The organism is Chryseobacterium sp. IT-36CA2 (assembly GCF_949767875.1).
Classification (GTDB): domain Bacteria; phylum Bacteroidota; class Bacteroidia; order Flavobacteriales; family Weeksellaceae; genus Chryseobacterium.
This window is the reverse complement of the sequence record NZ_CATKPG010000023.1, coordinates 33,106-51,558: the sequence shown is the minus strand read 5'-3', so window position 1 is coordinate 51,558 and position 18,453 is coordinate 33,106. Positions and strand designations below refer to the sequence as shown.

At 37.3% G+C, this 18,453-nt stretch carries 8 protein-coding genes; 3 read left to right on the top strand and 5 right to left on the bottom strand.

Features of this window, described 5'->3' with window-relative positions; all coding sequences use genetic code 11:
* Positions 1 to 20: 20 nt before the first annotated feature.
* The 4 genes from ACM6F9_RS17140 to ACM6F9_RS17125 all read right to left on the bottom strand — a co-directional run bounded on the left by ACM6F9_RS17140 (position 21) and on the right by ACM6F9_RS17125 (position 6,814).
* Positions 21 to 1,106, bottom strand: a complete 1,086-nt coding sequence (locus tag ACM6F9_RS17140; RefSeq protein WP_414846835.1) for a serine hydrolase domain-containing protein — start codon at positions 1,104 to 1,106, stop codon at positions 21 to 23.
* Between the two features lie 199 nt (positions 1,107 to 1,305).
* Entirely contained in the window at positions 1,306 to 2,337 is a 1,032-nt protein-coding gene (locus tag ACM6F9_RS17135) for a bestrophin family protein (protein WP_414846834.1), read from the bottom strand.
* A gap of 205 nt (positions 2,338 to 2,542) precedes the next feature.
* Entirely contained in the window at positions 2,543 to 4,615 is a 2,073-nt protein-coding gene (locus ACM6F9_RS17130; RefSeq protein ID WP_414846833.1) for a thiamine pyrophosphate-dependent enzyme, read from the bottom strand.
* Positions 4,616 to 4,690: 75 nt separating this feature from the next.
* Positions 4,691 to 6,814 (bottom strand): S8 family peptidase, encoded by a 2,124-nt coding sequence (locus tag ACM6F9_RS17125; protein WP_414846832.1) that lies wholly within the window; start codon positions 6,812 to 6,814, stop codon positions 4,691 to 4,693.
* 260 nt (positions 6,815 to 7,074) lie between these two features.
* On the opposite strand from ACM6F9_RS17125, the gene dnaE reads away from it, so the two are divergent.
* From dnaE to ACM6F9_RS17110, 3 genes are all read left to right on the top strand, one after another.
* A complete protein-coding gene (gene dnaE, locus ACM6F9_RS17120; protein ID WP_414846831.1) occupies positions 7,075 to 11,754 on the top strand; it encodes a DNA polymerase III subunit alpha in 4,680 nt (1,559 codons plus the stop codon).
* A gap of 343 nt (positions 11,755 to 12,097) precedes the next feature.
* Positions 12,098 to 15,646: a T9SS type A sorting domain-containing protein gene (locus ACM6F9_RS17115; protein ID WP_414846830.1), complete on the top strand. Its 3,549-nt coding sequence runs from the start codon at positions 12,098 to 12,100 to the stop codon at positions 15,644 to 15,646.
* A 170-nt stretch (positions 15,647 to 15,816) separates the two neighbouring features.
* Positions 15,817 to 18,144, top strand: coding sequence for a GEVED domain-containing protein (locus ACM6F9_RS17110; RefSeq protein WP_414846829.1), 2,328 nt, complete (start codon positions 15,817 to 15,819; stop codon positions 18,142 to 18,144).
* 144 nt (positions 18,145 to 18,288) lie between these two features.
* Here ACM6F9_RS17110 and ACM6F9_RS17105 read toward each other — a convergent pair whose 3' ends face one another.
* A complete protein-coding gene (locus tag ACM6F9_RS17105) occupies positions 18,289 to 18,447 on the bottom strand; it encodes a hypothetical protein (RefSeq protein WP_164976666.1) in 159 nt (52 codons plus the stop codon).
* Between the last annotated feature and the right edge of the window lie 6 nt (positions 18,448 to 18,453).

Sequence of the window (18,453 nt, the reverse complement as noted above, 5' to 3'; positions counted from 1 at the left end):
CTTAAAATTGTTATTAGTTTTTATAGATCTCCTTTAGTCATTTTATCAATGAAATAGTGAAGTCTTTTGATTTCGGTTCTACCTTTGTTTTTGTCATTCAGAAAGCAGGTGGTTACGATAACCATTTTTAAATCTGGAATGATACAGATAAGCTGTCCGCCATAACCTGTTGCTACAAAAGCCTGGTGTCCGTTGGTTTTTCTTCGCCACCAGTAATAGCCATATCCGTTGGCATTCGGCATTACATCCCATGAATCCAGCTTTACCTGTTCAGAAGTAGATTCCTGAATCCATTTTGAAGAGACGATCTGTTTGCCGCTAAATTTTCCGTTATTCAGAATCATAGTACTGAATTTCAATAAATCTTCAGGTTTCATAAAAAGCTCTGAACCTGCAAAATTTCTATCCATTGAATCCGTATCCCATCTGGGAATATTCATTTTTAAAGGTCTAAAAAGATTTTCTGTAGCAAATTGTTTCAGATTCGTTTTTACAATTTTTGCCAACGCAGCCCCAAAAAGATGGCTTTCACCGCTGTTATAATTAAAAACTGTTCCCGGATATTCTTCAAAAGGCAGATCCAGTACAAATTTTACGGGATCACCGGAAAAAGACATGGCTGTTGAAATTTTTGAATTTTCAACCCAGTCAAAACCACCTTGCATAGTCAACAGATTTTTTAATGTTAATGTATTTCTGATTGAATCATGATGTACTTTTCCTTCAATGTTGGAAATATTTTTAAATCTGCTTCTTGAAATGTTGTATTCCGGAAGAATTTTTAAAACCGGAGTATTGAGGTTGGGGAGTATGTTTTTATCTTTTGCAATCCCCGCCAGCACAGAGACAATACTTTTGGTAACCGATTTTATATTGAAAATGGTTTCTTTGTTGGCTCCATGGAAATATTGCTCATACATTACCTTATTGTTTTGCGAAATAATGAAAGATCCCAGAGATGGAATGCTGTCATTAATTTCTTTTGTAAATTTCTCTGTAAATTCCTTCGGTAATTCTTTGTTGAAGGCTGCCTGTGACTTCACTTTGGTGCAGAATAGGGTAAGACAAAGCATTGTCAAAGCCTGCAGGAGTTGCTTAGATCTCATTGTTTAAAAAAGAAGGGATAAATGATTAGCTGATGAAAAAGTAAAAGCTAAATCAATCGGGATAGATTAACATAGCTTATGTTTTCAATGCCTCTAAATTATGAAAAACAATGAACTTTTAAAATATATTTTATCGGATATTTTAAATTTTTTTAATGATTCTTAAATTCATTTTTTGCTTAAAATGATATCTTAGGAATTACACCAATACTCCATGTTTAGAAGCAATAGGATCTGGAAGATCAGTTTCTCCGCTCATCTGAAGAAGATCTATTTCAATCGTTCTGCAGATAGAAAGCATGGGAACGTCAAACATCAATCCTGCGAAAGGATTTTCAGAATAATCTCCTACCAGTTCCATAATGATGTAAATCCATCCAATGATGATACAGAAAGGAATAGAGGTCCAGATTCCCCAGTCTCCCAATTTTGCAAATTCGTTGACTAATCCCAACGGAAGCAGCATAATAAACAGGATATTAAAAACAAAAGCTGTACTCGCAAACTGTCTTGGAGAAGGGAACTTTTTAATTCTTTCTGCCTGTCCCTGGAAATTGTAGAATTCATTCAGAGCGTTCTGAAGCTGAGTCTGGTTGAATTCTGTAATGGCTCCCATGTTTTTAAGCTCATTGATATCTTTTGCCTGTTGAGCAGTCAGGTAGGTGGCAAAATTTTTATAATCATTCTTAAGATCATATTCTTCCTCCGAAAGATATTTGTGCAGGAAAATAGGGGCTCTTCCGTAATCCGGAAAACCTGCCTTAATCAGTCTGTTTCTTCTCAGGTTGATATTCCCGAATTTATTATTTTCCGTACTGATATGCTCCCATTCCGTAGGAACCAAAAGCTGTTCACGGAAAGTATAGAGCCATGCAATATGGCGGTAAACGATTCTTCTTTTACGGTCTTCAAGATCAAAAACGCCAATTTTTTCATTTTTGGTATCAAAAGCATACACCATTGATGCAAACGAACGGCTGGAATTCACAATTCCGCCCCAAATTTTTCTGGCTTCCCAAAGTCTGTCATAAGCCTGGTTGTTTTTGAAACCCACAAGGAAAGCCTCTGCTGTACCAATCAGTGCAACAGGAACCCATGGAATTGTCATCCAGTGCCAGTTGAAGAAATAAAAGAAAACAGCAATCAAGGTACACCAGATCGAGATTAGGATAAGATGTACACCAGCTAGATTAAGAACCTGTTTATAATTGACGTATTTGGTTGTGATCATAAAAATGGATGTGTTTTGCGTGTATAGACAAAATAAATACCAAACTGTGATTAATTTTGTTTTGTAATACCTGTCAGAGAATCTATAATTAAGCTTTCTTGGTTTATAATGTTCTAGAATTGAGATGGTAATCTTAAATAAAAGTAGTGAAAAAATTGCATAAAAAAACCTCTAAAATTTTTAGAGGTTTTAATTTTATATAAAATTAATATTTCAGCATTTCTTCAATCTTACTGCTGAGTTTTTCAGCATTGGGAAGCATTTCTTTTTCCAGAACCAGATTGATAGGGACAGCAGGTACATCCAGAGATCCCATTGTTTCTACAGGTGCGTCAAGATACTTGAAGCAGTTTTTGGAAATACGGTGTGCGAAAGCTTCTGCAAAAGAGTTGTTAAGCTGTTCTTCGGTTAGAACGATGCACTTTCCGTGTGCTTTTACTCTTTCGAAAACAAGTTCTTCATCCAGAGGAATCAATGTTCTTAAGTCAATTACCTCAACTTTTCCATTGAAATTCTTGGCTGCTTCTTTAGCCCAGTAAACACCCATTCCGTAAGTTACCACCAATAAAGTTCTGCCTTTTTCAGTTTCATTCTTATCAGCTTCGATGATTACTTTCCCTTTTCCAAACGGAAGAACATAGTCTTCAGCCGGTTCTATCGTTTTAGCATCTTCAGTTCCCGGAACTTTACTCCAGTACAATCCTTTGTGTTCCAGCATTATTACCGGGTTCGGGTCATAATAAGCTGCTTTTAATAACCCTTTAAAGTCGGCAGCATTACTTGGATATGCTATTTTGATCCCTTTGATATTGGCTAAAATACTTTCAACACTTCCACTATGGTAAGGGCCACCTCCTCCGTAAGCTCCGATAGGAACACGAATGATATTGCTTACAGGGAATTTTCCGCCACTTAAATAATTTGATTTTGAAATCTCTGTAATTAACTGGTTGATTCCCGGATAAATATAGTCAGCAAACTGAACTTCAACGATTGGTTTTAATCCAACAGCACTCATTCCGGCCGTAGATCCGATGATATAAGCTTCCTGAATGGCTGTATTGAATACTCTTTTGCTTCCGAATTTTTTTCCTAAAGTAACGGTTTCACGAAAAACCCCACCAATTCTTTCTCCAACATCCTGTCCGTAAAGAAGGGCTTCAGGGTGCTTCCACATCAATTCCTGTATCGCGTGGATGGCAGCATCTACCATTACAATTTTTTCTCCGTTAGCAGGTTCACGTGTTCCTGTTTCCTCTGTAATAGGAGTAGGAGCAAAGATGTGCTGCATTACGGTTTCTGGCTTCGGGTCTTCTGCGTTTTTAGCTTTTTCGAAAGCTTCCTCAGCTTCAAGGCGTGCCTTTTTAGTAATTTGCTTTAAAAGATCTTCATCAACACCTGCTTCCAGCAAATATTTTCTAAGGATTTCTCCCGGGTCTTTAGCTCTATGTTTGGTTAAATCTTCTTCGTCTCTATAGAATTCTCTTCTTACCCCGGAAGTATGATGGCCGATCAATACAGTCTTTGCGCAAACAACTAAAGGTTTTCTCTCTGTTCTTACAAAATCTACAGCCTTTTTCATAGCTTCGAAACTCTCCACGAAATCAGTTCCGTCTACTCTCATTCTGCTTAATCCTGTGAATCCAGCTACAAAATCATAAGCATCACAGGTTCTTGCTTCATCCTTGGTTACGGAAATTCCCCATTCATTATCCTGAACCAGGAAAATAATAGGAAGCTGGTGTAATGCTGCAAACTGTAATGCCTCACTTACTTCACCTTCTGTAACAGAATTATCTCCAAGGCTGCACACGACAACAGGATTATTCTCAAAATTCTGAAGATTGAAATCCTGGATATATTTGATTCCCTGTGCTACCCCAGTAGTAGGGATAGTCTGCATTCCAGTTGCGGAACTTTGGTGAACAATTTTAGGTTTGTTTTCATCCCTGCTTGAAGGATGGGAATAATAAGATCTTCCTCCTGAAAAAGGATCATCAGCTTTAGCCAGTAACTGAAGCATTAATTGATAAGGCTCAAAACCAATTCCCAGAAGAATACTTTCGTCTCTGTAATAAGGAGAAACCCAGTCTTCTTTCTTTAGCTGGTAGGCTGTTGCAAGCTGAATAGCTTCGTGGCCTCTTGATGTGCTATGAACATATTTACAGACATTTCTGTTTTCTTCGTAAATATCGGCCATGGCTTTGGCCAGCATCATATGATTATACGCTTTGAGTAATATATCCTGAGAAACTTTTTCGTGAAGTGCATTTTCCATAGGAAGCAAATATACACAAAAAAACAAAATACTAACAACTGTTAGTATTTTGTATAAAATCTTTGTAGATATAGGTTATTCCTTGATCACTTTTTTAGAAATAACATCTTTGTCTGTTTTTACTTCAATGATGTAAATTCCTTTTGTGTAAGCGGATAAATCGATCTGTTCTTTGTCATTATTGATGATACCGCTTTGTAATTTTTTACCGGTAAGATCATATACATTGAAGGTAGATTTTTTAGGAGCTTTCAGAATGTTTGTAATGTCCTTTGTAATAGTAGGAGAAATAGCAAGATTATTAAGAGGGTTGGAAATATCTTTAGTTCCTAATAGCTCAGTAAATCCTGTTACGATAACAGAGTAGTTTTGAGGAGAAGTAACACTCGGGGAAGCGTTATTTTTTAAAGTTCCCTTATGAGAAATTTCAATTCTATAAACAGCTCCCGGTGTCGGGTTGTCAATAACTACTTGCTCTACATTATCTACTGTGTTGTCACCTTTTGTTGCAGGTAACATAGGGTTATTTGCATCCAGTTTCCACGGAAGATAAACAGTATTGTTTGTGGTATTAATGATCTTTACATCTAAATCATTAATTAATCTTGATACTCTGTAATTGTATAAATTATCCCATTGATTAGTAATATTTGTATATTCCGGATCAATCCAGGATATAGTTACTTTTAACGGCTCAGATCCGGATGCTTTAACTGTTTTAGTACTAATAGTACCGTTATTTAATGTTTCATTATTAAATATAACTGTATTGTTGGATTTTCCTACAAGAAGTTCAGCTCCTTTTTTTGCATTGATATATCCCCAGCCATACCATGGATCTGGACCTATCTGCCCAGCTTCAAGAGCTGAGTGTACCATTAAAGTTTTTGAAGCAGAAGCAACAAGCTCTGTATTGTTGAATAAAGATTTATAAATCTGCATCCAAAGTCCAATAATTCCGGCTACCTGAGGAGCTGCCATTGAGGTTCCGCTATTAATTTGCCAGGTAATACTTCCTGTTGTATTTTCTGCAGTAGATGCCATCCAGACATCGGTGCCTGGAGCGGAAATATCTGGTTTAATACCTCCATCATCTCTTGGTCCTGCGCTGCTATAACTAGATTTTATAACATCTGTAGCTGCATTATACCTTTGATTATTTGTTGTAATGGGGTCTGTTGCTCCAACTACAATAATGTTTTTAGCTAATGAACCATAACCTATACAGTCGTAACCTTGTGAACAATTAGCAGGTGGTTCTGTACCTACTGTATAAGTAGAATATCCTGATCCGTTATAATAATAAGCAGTTGTAGTAGTACCTGAATATCCTGGTCCGAATCCGAAATAATTTCCCGCGGATTTTACTATAGTATAAGTTGGGTTGTTATACACGATAGCATCGTAAGATTGGTCATTTGTATAATAAGTTCCCATTAGATCATAGTTAGTTCCAGAAATATAATTTCCTCCCCAATACCATCCGTTGGCAGGATACCCGTTTGCAGTAGTTTTATAATCCCAGGCAGCGTTTATACCATAAGAATGATTTGAGATTTTAGGTTGAGCTAGTAAGATTTTATCAAATAAAGTGCTGGTTGTTGAATTACCCGGTAGTGTCGTTGTTGCAAATCTATAAGAATTCATTGTTGAGTTTAATGCGATTCCCATTGCATTTCCTGTGATTGGTACTCCATTGCTTGTGGCTGACAAAGGGGAAGATTTTGCACCAATAATACTTGCTACACCTGTGGAGTGGGCACTATAAGCATTAGTAGCTGCTTCTTTATTGGAAATTCTACCCGCAGCATTGTTAAAAGCGGTATGAGTTTCATAAATTCTGCCTCCATCAAAAATTGTATATACGATTCCTTCACCTTTAAATGATCCAGCTAACCCATTGACACCTCCGGCAGTTGTTAAGGCATCTACATTATTATTTAAAATTTGAGTTTGATCTTCTGACTGATAAAAGTTAGGAACATCCCCACTAAATCCTGCCAGATTTTCTCTCATTTCCTGAATTATTTTTTGAGTTTCAGGACTTCTATCACTGCCAAATCTTTTAGAAACATAAGAGTTAAACTTTTCGTTATTCTCTTTGTTTTGTCTTTCGAATTCTCTCTTTAAACCATCGTTATTTTGTGCACTTGTTAATGTAATAATTAATGTGCTAATTAAAAGTAATTGTTTTTTCATTTTGAGTAATAAATTGTAAAAATTATAGATGATCGAATTTATAGTAAAAAACTGATATTTAGTCCGTTTTGATAAATAATTCTAATTTTTTTAATGATATTTTAATATTTTATTTCATGTTCGTTTTAAATGTTTAAATTTTTAATAAAATTTACTGATTTTGTTCTGGTGAATAGAGTGGATTTTTGTGTTTAGTGTAAACTAATTGGAAAAAATGAAGTAACTTTACATTCTCTTTTATAAAAAAGTTAGAACATTATATGTATTTAATTTTTGACACAGAAACAACCGGTTTACCAAAAAATTTCAACGCTCCGCTTTCAGACTCGGATAACTGGCCAAGAATGGTTCAGATTGCATGGCAAGTGCATGATGATGACGGAAACTTGATTGAAAACCAGGATTATATAATAAAACCTGAAGGGTATGATATTCCCTTCAACGCAGCACGTATTCATGGAATTACCACAAAGATTGCTAATGAAGAAGGGCAGGATCTACAGGAGATTCTTGAAGAATTTTCTAAAGTTCTTGAAAGGATAAGAGTAGTTTCCGGACATAATGTAGAATTCGACTATAATATTGTAGGAGCAGAATTTTACAGAAAAAACCTGAAAGATAACCTTCAGGAAAAACCCAAAGCAGATACCATGATTTTGGGAACCGACTTCTGTCAACTTGGCGGAGGACGTGGGGGAAGATTTAAACCTCCGAAACTTGAAGAACTTTATGAAAAGCTATATGGGAACAAATTTGATGAAGCCCATAATGCTGCTGCCGACGTAAATGCTACAGCCAGAGCTTTCTTTGAAATGGTGAGAATTGGAGTAGTACCCGCTGATACCTTAAAGATTTCAGAAGATCAGCTTGCTTATTTCAGAAGTTTGTATCCGGATCCAATAAAGCCTTTCAATATTGTTATCAGAAGGCAGGTTGCTGATTTTCATAATAAAAAGAAGCAGCAGGATTTTGGAAGTATTGATGAAATTGATTTAGGTAAATATTTCAATTTTGATAACCATAGTGTCTTCTCTACACTTACTGCTACTTCTAGCATCAATGATTTGATTAAAAAAGCTTCTGATGAAAACTTCCCGGCTGTCGGTATGGTGGATCTCGGGAACATGATGGGAGCTTTTAAGTTCGTTTCAGCAGTGGAAGGAGCTAATGGTGACAGAGCAAAGAAACATAAAGAATACTTAGCTAGAAAGCAGGAAGCAGAAGAAAATGGAACAGAATTTAATGAAGCTGAACCAGTTTCCGAACCGCTTATTCCGGTTGTGGGCTGCGAATTTTATATTTCAGATCGTTATGAGCAAAAGCAATTTACCAAAGATGATCCGGACAGAAGGACGCAGGTGGTACTTTTAGCGAAAGATTTTAATGGATATAAAAACCTGGCCAAACTTTCCAGTATCGGTTTCCTGAAAGGATTCTATTTTGGAGTTCCGAGGATAAGCCGTGAACTGATTGCTGAATATAAAGAAGGAGTTATAGCTTTGACTTCAGGAATTATGGGGGACATTCCCGATGCAATCCTAAATACCGGTGAACAGAAAGGGGAAGAGTTATTCAAATGGTGGAAAGATACATTTGAAGATGATTTTTATGTACAGATTCAGAATCATAAACTGCCGGAAGAAGAGCATTTGAATGAAGTTCTCTTGTATCTGGCAGATAAATATAATGTTAAAATTTTAGCTCAGAACGAAACCTTTTACACCAATAAGGATGATTCTAATATTCAGGATATTGTAAGCTGTATCAAGGATGGTGAAAAGCTGACAACTCCTGTTGGAAAAGGATTTGGTAAAAGAAGAGGATTGGCGACAGGTGAATATTATATCAAAAATTCAGATGAAATAAAAGAAACCTTTTTAGCATACCCTGATGCTTTTGATGCTTATGAAGAATTCACGGCTAAGTTTAAACCTTATACCTTAAAAAGAGATGTTCTCCTTCCGAAGTTTGATATTCCGGAAGAATTTATCCATGCAGAAGATGAGGTAGACGGAGGAAAAAGAGGAGAGATGGCTTATCTTACCTATCTTACCTATGAAGGAGCAAAAAGAAGATATGTTGATTCAGGGCTAATGAATGAAATTTCTGCTGAAATCAAAGAACGTCTGGACTTCGAGCTTGAAGTAATTGCCAATACCGGTTATCCCGGGTACTTCCTTATTGTACAGGATTTCTGTAATGAAGCCCGTAATATGGGGGTTTGGGTAGGTCCCGGAAGGGGGTCTGCTGCCGGATCTGCGGTTGCTTACTGTATCGGAATTACCAATGTAGACCCAATTAAGTATGATCTCCTTTTTGAGAGATTCCTGAATCCTGAAAGGGTTTCGATGCCCGATATTGATATCGACTTTGATGATGAAGGTCGAGATAAAATTATCAAATGGGTAGTTGAAAAATACGGAAAAACTCAGGTAGCACAGATTATCACGTACTCGGTTTTGGGTGGAAAATCTGCGATTAAAGATGCCGGAAGGGTTTTAGATGTTCCAATTCCTGATACCAATAATATTGCTAAACTGATTCCTCCCAGTCCGGGGATGAACATTGCAAAAGCTCTAGCAAAATATGATAAATTAAAACCGGAAGAACAAATGCTTGTTGATGAGATGAGATATGTTCTTGACAGTCCTGATGATGCCCGACACGGAGTTTTGGCAAGTGCTAAAAAGATGGAAGGCTGTATCAGAAATACCGGAATTCACGCCTGTGGTGTAATCATTACGCCGGAAGATGTGAGTAACCTGGTTCCGGTGACCATTGCAGCGAAAGATGCTGATATCTTGGTATCGCAATTTGATAACTCCGTTGCAGAAAGTGCAGGTCTTTTGAAAATGGACTTCCTGGGGTTGAGAACTTTGACCATCATTAAAGATGCGTTGAAGCTGGTAAAAGCAAGATATGGACTGGATATTGATCCGGATCTTATTCCGCTTGATGATGCTAAAACGTATCAGCTATTTAAAGAAGGAAGAACGGTGGGGATTTTCCAGTATGAAAGTCCCGGGATGCAAAAATATATGAGGGAGCTTAAGCCGACGGTTTTTGCCGATCTTATTGCTATGAACGCATTATACCGTCCGGGTCCTATTAAATATATTCCAAATTTCATCAACAGAAAACACGGAATTGAAGAGATTGTTTACGACTTACCGGAAACAGAAGAATATTTAAAAGAAACCTACGGGATTACCGTTTATCAGGAGCAGGTAATGCTTTTGTCTCAGAAATTGGCCAATTTTACGAAAGGTGAAGCCGATACTTTGAGAAAAGCAATGGGTAAAAAGCAGATTGACGTTCTGAATAAAATGTACCCTAAATTCATTGAAGGAGGTAGAAAAAATAACCTCAATGAAGAAAGGTTAGAGAAAATATGGAATGACTGGAAGGCCTTTGCTGAATATGCCTTCAACAAGTCTCACTCAACATGTTATGCATTCATTGCTTATCAGACCGCATATCTAAAGGCGAATTATCCTGCAGAATATATGGCGAGTGTAATGAGTAATAACATTAACAATACGGATTCAATTACCATGTTCATGGAGGATTGTAAAAGTATGGGAGTGGATGTATTAGGACCAGACGTGAATGAATCCCAATACAAATTCTCGGTAAACGAAAAAGGCCAGATCCGTTTCGGTTTGGGAGCAATCAAAGGAATTGGTGAAGGACCAAGTGAGGGGATTACAAGAGAAAGAGTAAACGGAAGATTCAAAAATATTTACGATTTCTTTGAAAGAATTCTGCCTTCGCAAATGAATAAAAGAGTAGCGGAAAGTTTGGTTTTGGCTGGAGGTTTTGATGAATTGGATTCTTTCCACAGAGGTCAGTATTTTGATATCGATATGGCTGGAAGAACAAATCTGGAAAGATTAATCAGGTACGGGCAAAGCTTTCAGGAGAGTAAAAACGAGATGGAACATTCTCTGTTTGCTGATTTTGCGGAAGAAGTTCAGATTGAGCAGCCGAAATTGGCTCCTTGCCCGGAATGGCCAAACATGCATAAACTTAATAAAGAAAAAGAAACGATAGGGTTTTACCTTTCTGCACATCCTCTGGATGAATTTAAATATCAATATCAGTTTATGCAGGGGCAGCTTTCCAAAAAGGCCGTCTTGGAGAAGGATGAGGAAAAAATAGTTACTGATGAAACACCTATTCTGGAAAAAGATTCCGTAGATGAGGTTGCAGATCTTGTAGAAATTGTTTCAGATGATGTGGTGGCTGGTGAAGAGGAAGAGGTTATAGAAGAAGTTACAAAAAAAGCTGAACCGAAAGGTGTTTTTCATTTTTTGAATCTCGATGAAGTTGATGCCTATAAAGAACAGGCTTTTGCAAATAAACAGGAAGAATTATTTGAAGAGAAGAAGAAAGACTGGAAAACGTTGCAAAAAGAAAGAGAAAATGGCGGCGGTGGGAAAGAGTATACGGTTGCAGGCTTGATTACGGAATATGTGGTGAAAGATGGTTTCAGAAGTGGGGAGAAAGTAGCTTTTGTTACTTTGGAAGATTATTCGGGATCCTATTCATTCAGGTTGGGAGATAGGGATTATATGAGATTGAAGGAGAAGTTGGAGGTTCAGAGATTTGTTATTTTCAAAATAAAATTTGCTCAGGTCAAGGATGGAAGAGTTTTCGTTAATGTAAATGATGTGATAGAGCTTCAGGAAGCATTTGAAAGGTTTGCGAAAAGTATATCTTTGGTAATGGATGTGATGGATGTAAGACCGGAAGATCTAGACTTTTTCAGAACGATCCTTGATAGAAATAAAGGAAGTCAAAAGCTGAAATTCTTTATTAAAAATCTGGAGGATGGTTCTGATATTGAAGTGCAATCGATGAAACATTCGGTAGATTTGAATGGAGATTTGATTAAGGAAATTCAACTTCTTAATAAATATGAGTTTTATTTAAACTAAGAAAAAGATAGGATAATGTAAAGAGTGGCTTTTAGTCGCTCTTTTTTTGTTTATATATTGTTGATATAGATGAAAAAATTTATATAATTTTTTATGTTAAATAGATAAATTTTCTGAAGTCTATTTTAATTGTGTAGTATTTAATTTGTTGATTTGTAAGTAGTTGTTGTTTTTAAATGGATTGCGAATTAAATGTTAAAACTAAATAAACGTTTGATTATATTATGTTTTAATGTGTTTTTATTGTTTTTATTCAATATTTTATGATGTTTTTTAATGTTATTGTTAAAATATCAATTAATATTTATACATTTACCGCCCTAACTTTTTATTATTACTATTTATGAAGAGATTATTACTATTAAGTCTATTTTTAATAGCTTCCATTATGAATGCCCAGGTAACCCTCGGCAGTGGGACGTCCCAGGGAGGGTATGTCCCGGTTGATGTCAATTACGGATATAATTACACACAGCAGATTTTTACGAAAAGTGAAATTAATGCCACTGCTGCAGGTAATATTACCGGTATGAAGTTTTATCTTCCAAACAATGCTGATATTTCAAAATCACTGGATTGGGTAGTGTATGTAGCGCATACTACTAAAACTTCTTTTTCTAGTACAACGGATTGGATTCCGGTATCTGGTATGACTCAGGTTTTTGCCGGAACTGTAAGTGCTTCCGGAGGTGAGGTTATTGTAAATTTTACTACTCCTTTTGCTTATAACAATACAGATAACCTTGTATTTGCTATAGATGAGAATACAGCTGATTATACAGCAAGTGCAAATAGATTCTATACTTATACAGGTCCTTCCAATTCCCTGTTGTATTATAGAAGTGATACTACGAATCCTGATCCTGCATCACCTCCAACAGGAACAAGAACAACAACAAAATCAGTTACCGGTCTGTTAGGGCTTACTCCGGCAGCAGCTCCGGCATGTCCGGCTGTTTCTGCACCTGCGGCCGCAGCAACAAATGTTTCTGTAATGCCTACGATTACTTGGGCAGCTTCCAGCTATGCTTCATCATATAAGATTAGTATAGGAACAACGCCTGGAGGAACTAATATTATGAATATGCAGGATGTAGGGATTACAAATTCTTATACTTTAACAAGTTCTTTGAGTTTCAATACTCAATATTACTACACAGTATATGCAGTAAATGCTGCGGGGACTTCTACAGGATGTACAGAAAGATCTTTTACTACAATGGCTACATTGGGATGTCCGTCTGTAAGTGCTCCTTCGTCTGCTCAGACCGGGTTGCCTGTATTAACTACTTTCTCTTGGTCTGCAGTAAGCGGAGCATTAGGATATAGATTAAATATCGGAACATCTGCTGGTACTTCAAATGTTTTGAGCAATTTTGATCTGGGAAATGTTACTACTTATACACTTACTCCTGCACAGCAGTTGAGCCCTAATACGCAGTATTATTATACAATTACATCTTATAACGGTAGTGTAGTGTCAACAGGTTGTACTGAAAGAAACTTCACAACAACTGTGGCGCCTCCTGCAAATGATAATTGTTCAGGTGCTGTGGATTTAACAGTAAATCCTTCTTTAACTTGTACTACTACAACTCCTGGTAATACTTTGGGGGCTACCGAATCTATGGCTGCGGGTACTTGTTTCGGAGGTCCGAATGATGATGTTTGGTATAAATTTACTGCAACAGCAGCAACTCATGTAGTGGCAATATCTAATATGGTTTCTACGGGAACTACAACAGGAATTACTGATATGTACTTTCAGGTATTGTCCGGAAGTTGTGGTACTTTAACAAGTATATTGTGTTCTGATCCTGAAACAAATATTGTTACAGGTCTTACACCGGGACAGACTTATTATGTAAGAGTATATACTTACTCTACTACTGTTACGGCTAACGCAAGCTTCAATATTTGTGTAAGTACACCGCCGCCGCCGCCAGCAAATGATGACTGTGCTAATGCAGTGGCAATTACGATCAACCCAGATACGAATTGTGGAAGTATAACATCTGGAACAACATTAGGAGGAACCAGTTCAGGAGTTGCTCTTGGATCTTGTTCAGGAACGGCTGATGATGATGTTTGGTATAAATTTACAGCTACAGCAACAGGTCATACTTTCCAGTTGAAGAATATAGTTTCTGTTGGGACTGCTTCTACAACGTCTTTGTATGCTCAGGTATTCAGTGGTGCTTGTGGTGCTTTGGTGAGTGCTACATGTATCAGCTCAAATACAAACTTTACAAACTTAACAGGTCTTACAGTGGGGCAGACTTATTATGTAAGAGTGTATACATATGATGCTAACTCAGGAGGAAGTTTCTATGCTAACTCTTTTGATGTCTGTATGGGAACACTTCCTGCTGCTCCCGCCAATGATGAGTGTTCAGCTGCTGTTTCTTTATCGGTAAGTCCTACATTGACATGTGCTTCACCTGTATCCGGAACAACTTTAAGTGCAACTAACTCAGGATTGGCAGTTACTCCATGTACTGGAACGGCTGATGATGATGTTTGGTATAAATTTACAGCTACAGGTACTGATCATGTGGTAATGCTTTCAAACGTTACGGCAGTTGGTACTTCTACATCTACAAGCGTTTATACTCAGGTGTTTAGTGGTGCTTGTGGTACTTTGACAAGTATTAAATGTGGTACTGCGGTAAATACGCCGCTTACAGGTCTTACGGCAGGTCAGACTTATTATGTAAGAGTTTATAACTCAAATACGAATGGTACAACACTGTATGCTAATAGTTTCAATATTTGTATTGGTACACCTCCGCCACCGCCAGTAAATGACGATTGTGCAGGCGCTGTATCTCTTTCTGTAAGCAGTACAGATGCTTTTGTAAACCCTGTGAATGCTTCTACGGTAAGTGCTACTCAGAGTTCGGGGGTTACGGCTCCTACCTGTAGTGCAACGGGTATCAATGATGACGTTTGGTATTCATTTACTGCCACTGCAGCAACACACCTTGTACATGTTTTATACACTGATAATGCAACAAGTACTCAGGTTTATTCTGGAACGTGTGGAGCACTAACAGCTATGACTTGTTTTGATGGTGCTTATGGAAATTCCAACATATTGTTACAGAATCTTATAGTAGGTCAGACATATTTTGTGAGAGTATACTCTTCTACAAGTACAGCAACTACAACATCTAATTTCCAGATTGCTGTGACTACTCCTTCACCTGTGGCTAATGATACCTGTGATACAGCTATTGCTATAGCTTGTAACGGAACAGCTCAGGGAGTGAATGCACTGGCTGCTGATGAAACACTTCCTTCTTCAACATGTGGTGGTACGACTACTACTGCATCTTATAAAGGAGTTTGGTATACAGTAAAAGCTACTGAAAATGGACCTATTACTATTGATGCTTGTGGTACACAGTATGATGCGTATCTAAGAGTATATACAGGTACTTGTGGTTCACTTACTTGCTTCAGTAATACTTCTGGTGTGGGATATGCTGATGCCGGATGTACGGTAGCTCTTTATAATGCTCCAACATTAACCTTTACAGGAGTTGCGGGTACTACTTATTATATCTTGCTTACAGGATACGCTGCAACCAGAGTTGGTAACTATAGTATTTCAGTAACGCAGGGTTGTTCAGGCCTTGCAACAGCTGAAGTTGAAAAGAAAAATAATGAGATTAAAGCTTATCCTAATCCGTTTGTAGATGTTCTGAATATCTCAGATGCTGCTAAAGTAAAATCTGTTTCTGTAGTTGATACTGCGGGAAGAATAGTGAAAACTATTGATAATCCTTCTTCAGCTCTTCACTTAGGGGATATGAAACAAGGAATGTATTTAGTGGTACTGAATATGAAAGATGGATCTAAACAAACCATTAAAGCTATCAAAAGATAAAAAAATCTTTTAAAAGTATGAAAGAGAGACTACTCAAACTGAGTAGTCTCTTTTTTTTAATAAAAATTATCTATTATTAAAGGAAAAGATTGATATGTTGTCATATGTTGATAAAAATATTTTTTTTATTGTTGATTTTCACTAGATTTGAGTTACTAATAATATATTGCATGAAAAATATTTTACTTGTTGGTTTCTTAATGACTGGCTTTTTATCCTCCGCACAAACTTATTGTACGCCTGCATTTGCTAGTGGGTGTAGTGGAGGGGATGTGATTGATACTTTTAAAATTCCGGGTGCCGGATTTGATCATCAGAATACAGGCTGTTCTGTTGATGCGTATGGAGATTTTACTGCTATGACAATCAACCTGAATGCAGGGTTAAACTATGATTTTACTGTTAAACATGGCTACAGTGATCAGAATGTACGCATTTGGATCGATTTTAATAATGACGGAACCTTTGATGATACTGCACCGGAACTTGTAGCTTCTGCAAGCAGTGATTTCATTGGGGGTGCCAATATTACTGCAGGGCAGATAACCATTCCTTCCACTGTTACTCCGGGTACCTATAGAATGAGAGTAGGAGACAGGTTCTCCAGTGAGCCTATTCCTTGTAATATTGATGGGTATGGAGAAGCTCATGATTATACAGTAGTAATTGGAGCCGTTCCAACCTGTTTTGCTCCAACTGCTTTAACGGTGTCTGGAATTACTACCAATACAGCTCAGATTTCATGGACAGCTCCGGCTTCTGCTCCAGCTAGCGGTTATGAGTATTATTATTCAACTTCCAGTACATTTCCTACAGCTGCTACAGTAGTTTCTGGAACAAGTACTACGCTGAATGCCAACCTGCCTTCTACACTTACACCGGCTACCGTTTATTATGTTTGGGTACGTTCTGCATGTAGTGCATCTGACAAGAGTGCATGGTCTCCGGCAGCAACATTTATGACATCTTGCGTTTCAGTAGGGGTGCCATATGCATTGGATTTTGAATCTGTAACTACTCCAGATCTTCCGGGTTGTACTTCGGTAGTTAATGACGGATCAGGAAATATGTGGCAGACAGGTGATCTTGATGCCCAAGGATTTACGGGTAATGTTCTTCAATATTCATACGATTATGCCAATAATGCCAATACCTGGTTCTTTACTAATGGAATTAACCTTACCGCAGGTGTTGCCTACAGAATTAAATATAAATATGCAAATGCAGAAGGATTTGTATATGAAGAAAAATTAAAAGTAGCATATGGAACGTCAGCAACTGGTGCAGGAATGACTAATACTTTAGCAGACCATCCAAGTGTTGTTACAAGTACGGCAACAAGTGCTTTTGTGAACTTTACACCATCTACTACAGGAGTATATTATTTTGGATTCCAGGCATACTCTGATGCTAATATGAATCAATTATACGTTGATGATATTAATATAGATGTAGCCCCTTCTTGTAGTGAGCCTACAGCTGTCGTTGCTTCCAATGTTACAGCAAGTGGAGCTACAGTTTCATGGACAGCTGCAACGCCAGTACCGGCAAACGGATATGATATTTATTACAGTACAACCAATACAGCTCCTACAGCAACAAGTACTCCTAATTTTACAGGAGTTACGGCAACTACCTATAATATTCCTAGTTTAGCACCTGCTACTGCTTATTACGTTTGGGTAAGGTCAGCGTGTAGTGCTTCCAGTACAAGTGCGTGGAGTACTAATACTACGTTTACCACTCTTTGTACAAGTGCTGGTTTACCTTATACTGTTGACTTTGAAAATGTTTCTACACCGGATCTTCCTGGTTGTACAGCAGCCGTGAATGCAGGATCTGGAAATAATTGGGAAACAGCGGATCCGCCTTCAGATAGCCAAGGATTTACTACTAATGTATTGAGATATCATTATAATTCTTCTAGCGCTGCCGATGCATGGTTCTTTACTCAAGGGTTGAACCTGACAGCAGGAGTACAGTATACAATCAGCTATAAGTATGGAAATAACTCATCTACTTATGCAGAAAAATTAAAAGTAGCGTACGGAACCTCACCAGTTGCATCAGCTATGACTAGTTCAGTGGCAGATTATCCAGCAATCAACGATGAAATGGCACATACAGAAACGATCACCTTTACAGTTCCTACAACAGGAGTGTATTACTTTGGATTTAATGCCTATTCAGATGCGGATCAATACAATCTGTATGTTGATGATATTAGTGTTAACAATGCGAACCTTGCCGTATCTGAAGTTTCTGCAACGAAGAGCGGTATCAAAGTATATCCTAATCCATTCACTGATGTATTGAATATTTCTGATGTTAAAAACGTTAAAAATGTATCTGTAACAGATGCTTCAGGAAGGCTAGTGAAGACTATTGCAAACCCTGAATCTGTGATCCATTTAAGAGATTTAATGCAGGGTGTTTATTTAGTGACTTTAGAGATGAAAGATGGTTCTAAACAGACTATCAAAGCCATTAAGAAATAATTTATCATTTAAATAAAAAGAAAAGGCGGGTCATTGATGATCCGTCTTTTTTATTAAAATAGATTTTTACCTTGAAATTTAAGAGATCAAAAAAAGATGAACGATATATGTCGCTCATCTTTTTTATTTTATTATCATTACTTATCATTTATTGGGCACTGGTTGTATTTCTCCTTTGTTCATGAGGTCAAAAACGGTAGGGAAGAACATAGCTAATATAAAATAAACAATGATCATCAGTACGATGAGTGCAAAAAGAATGATCACTAAATTATTTGGTCTGTTTTTCTTTTGTGGTTCCATGATTTT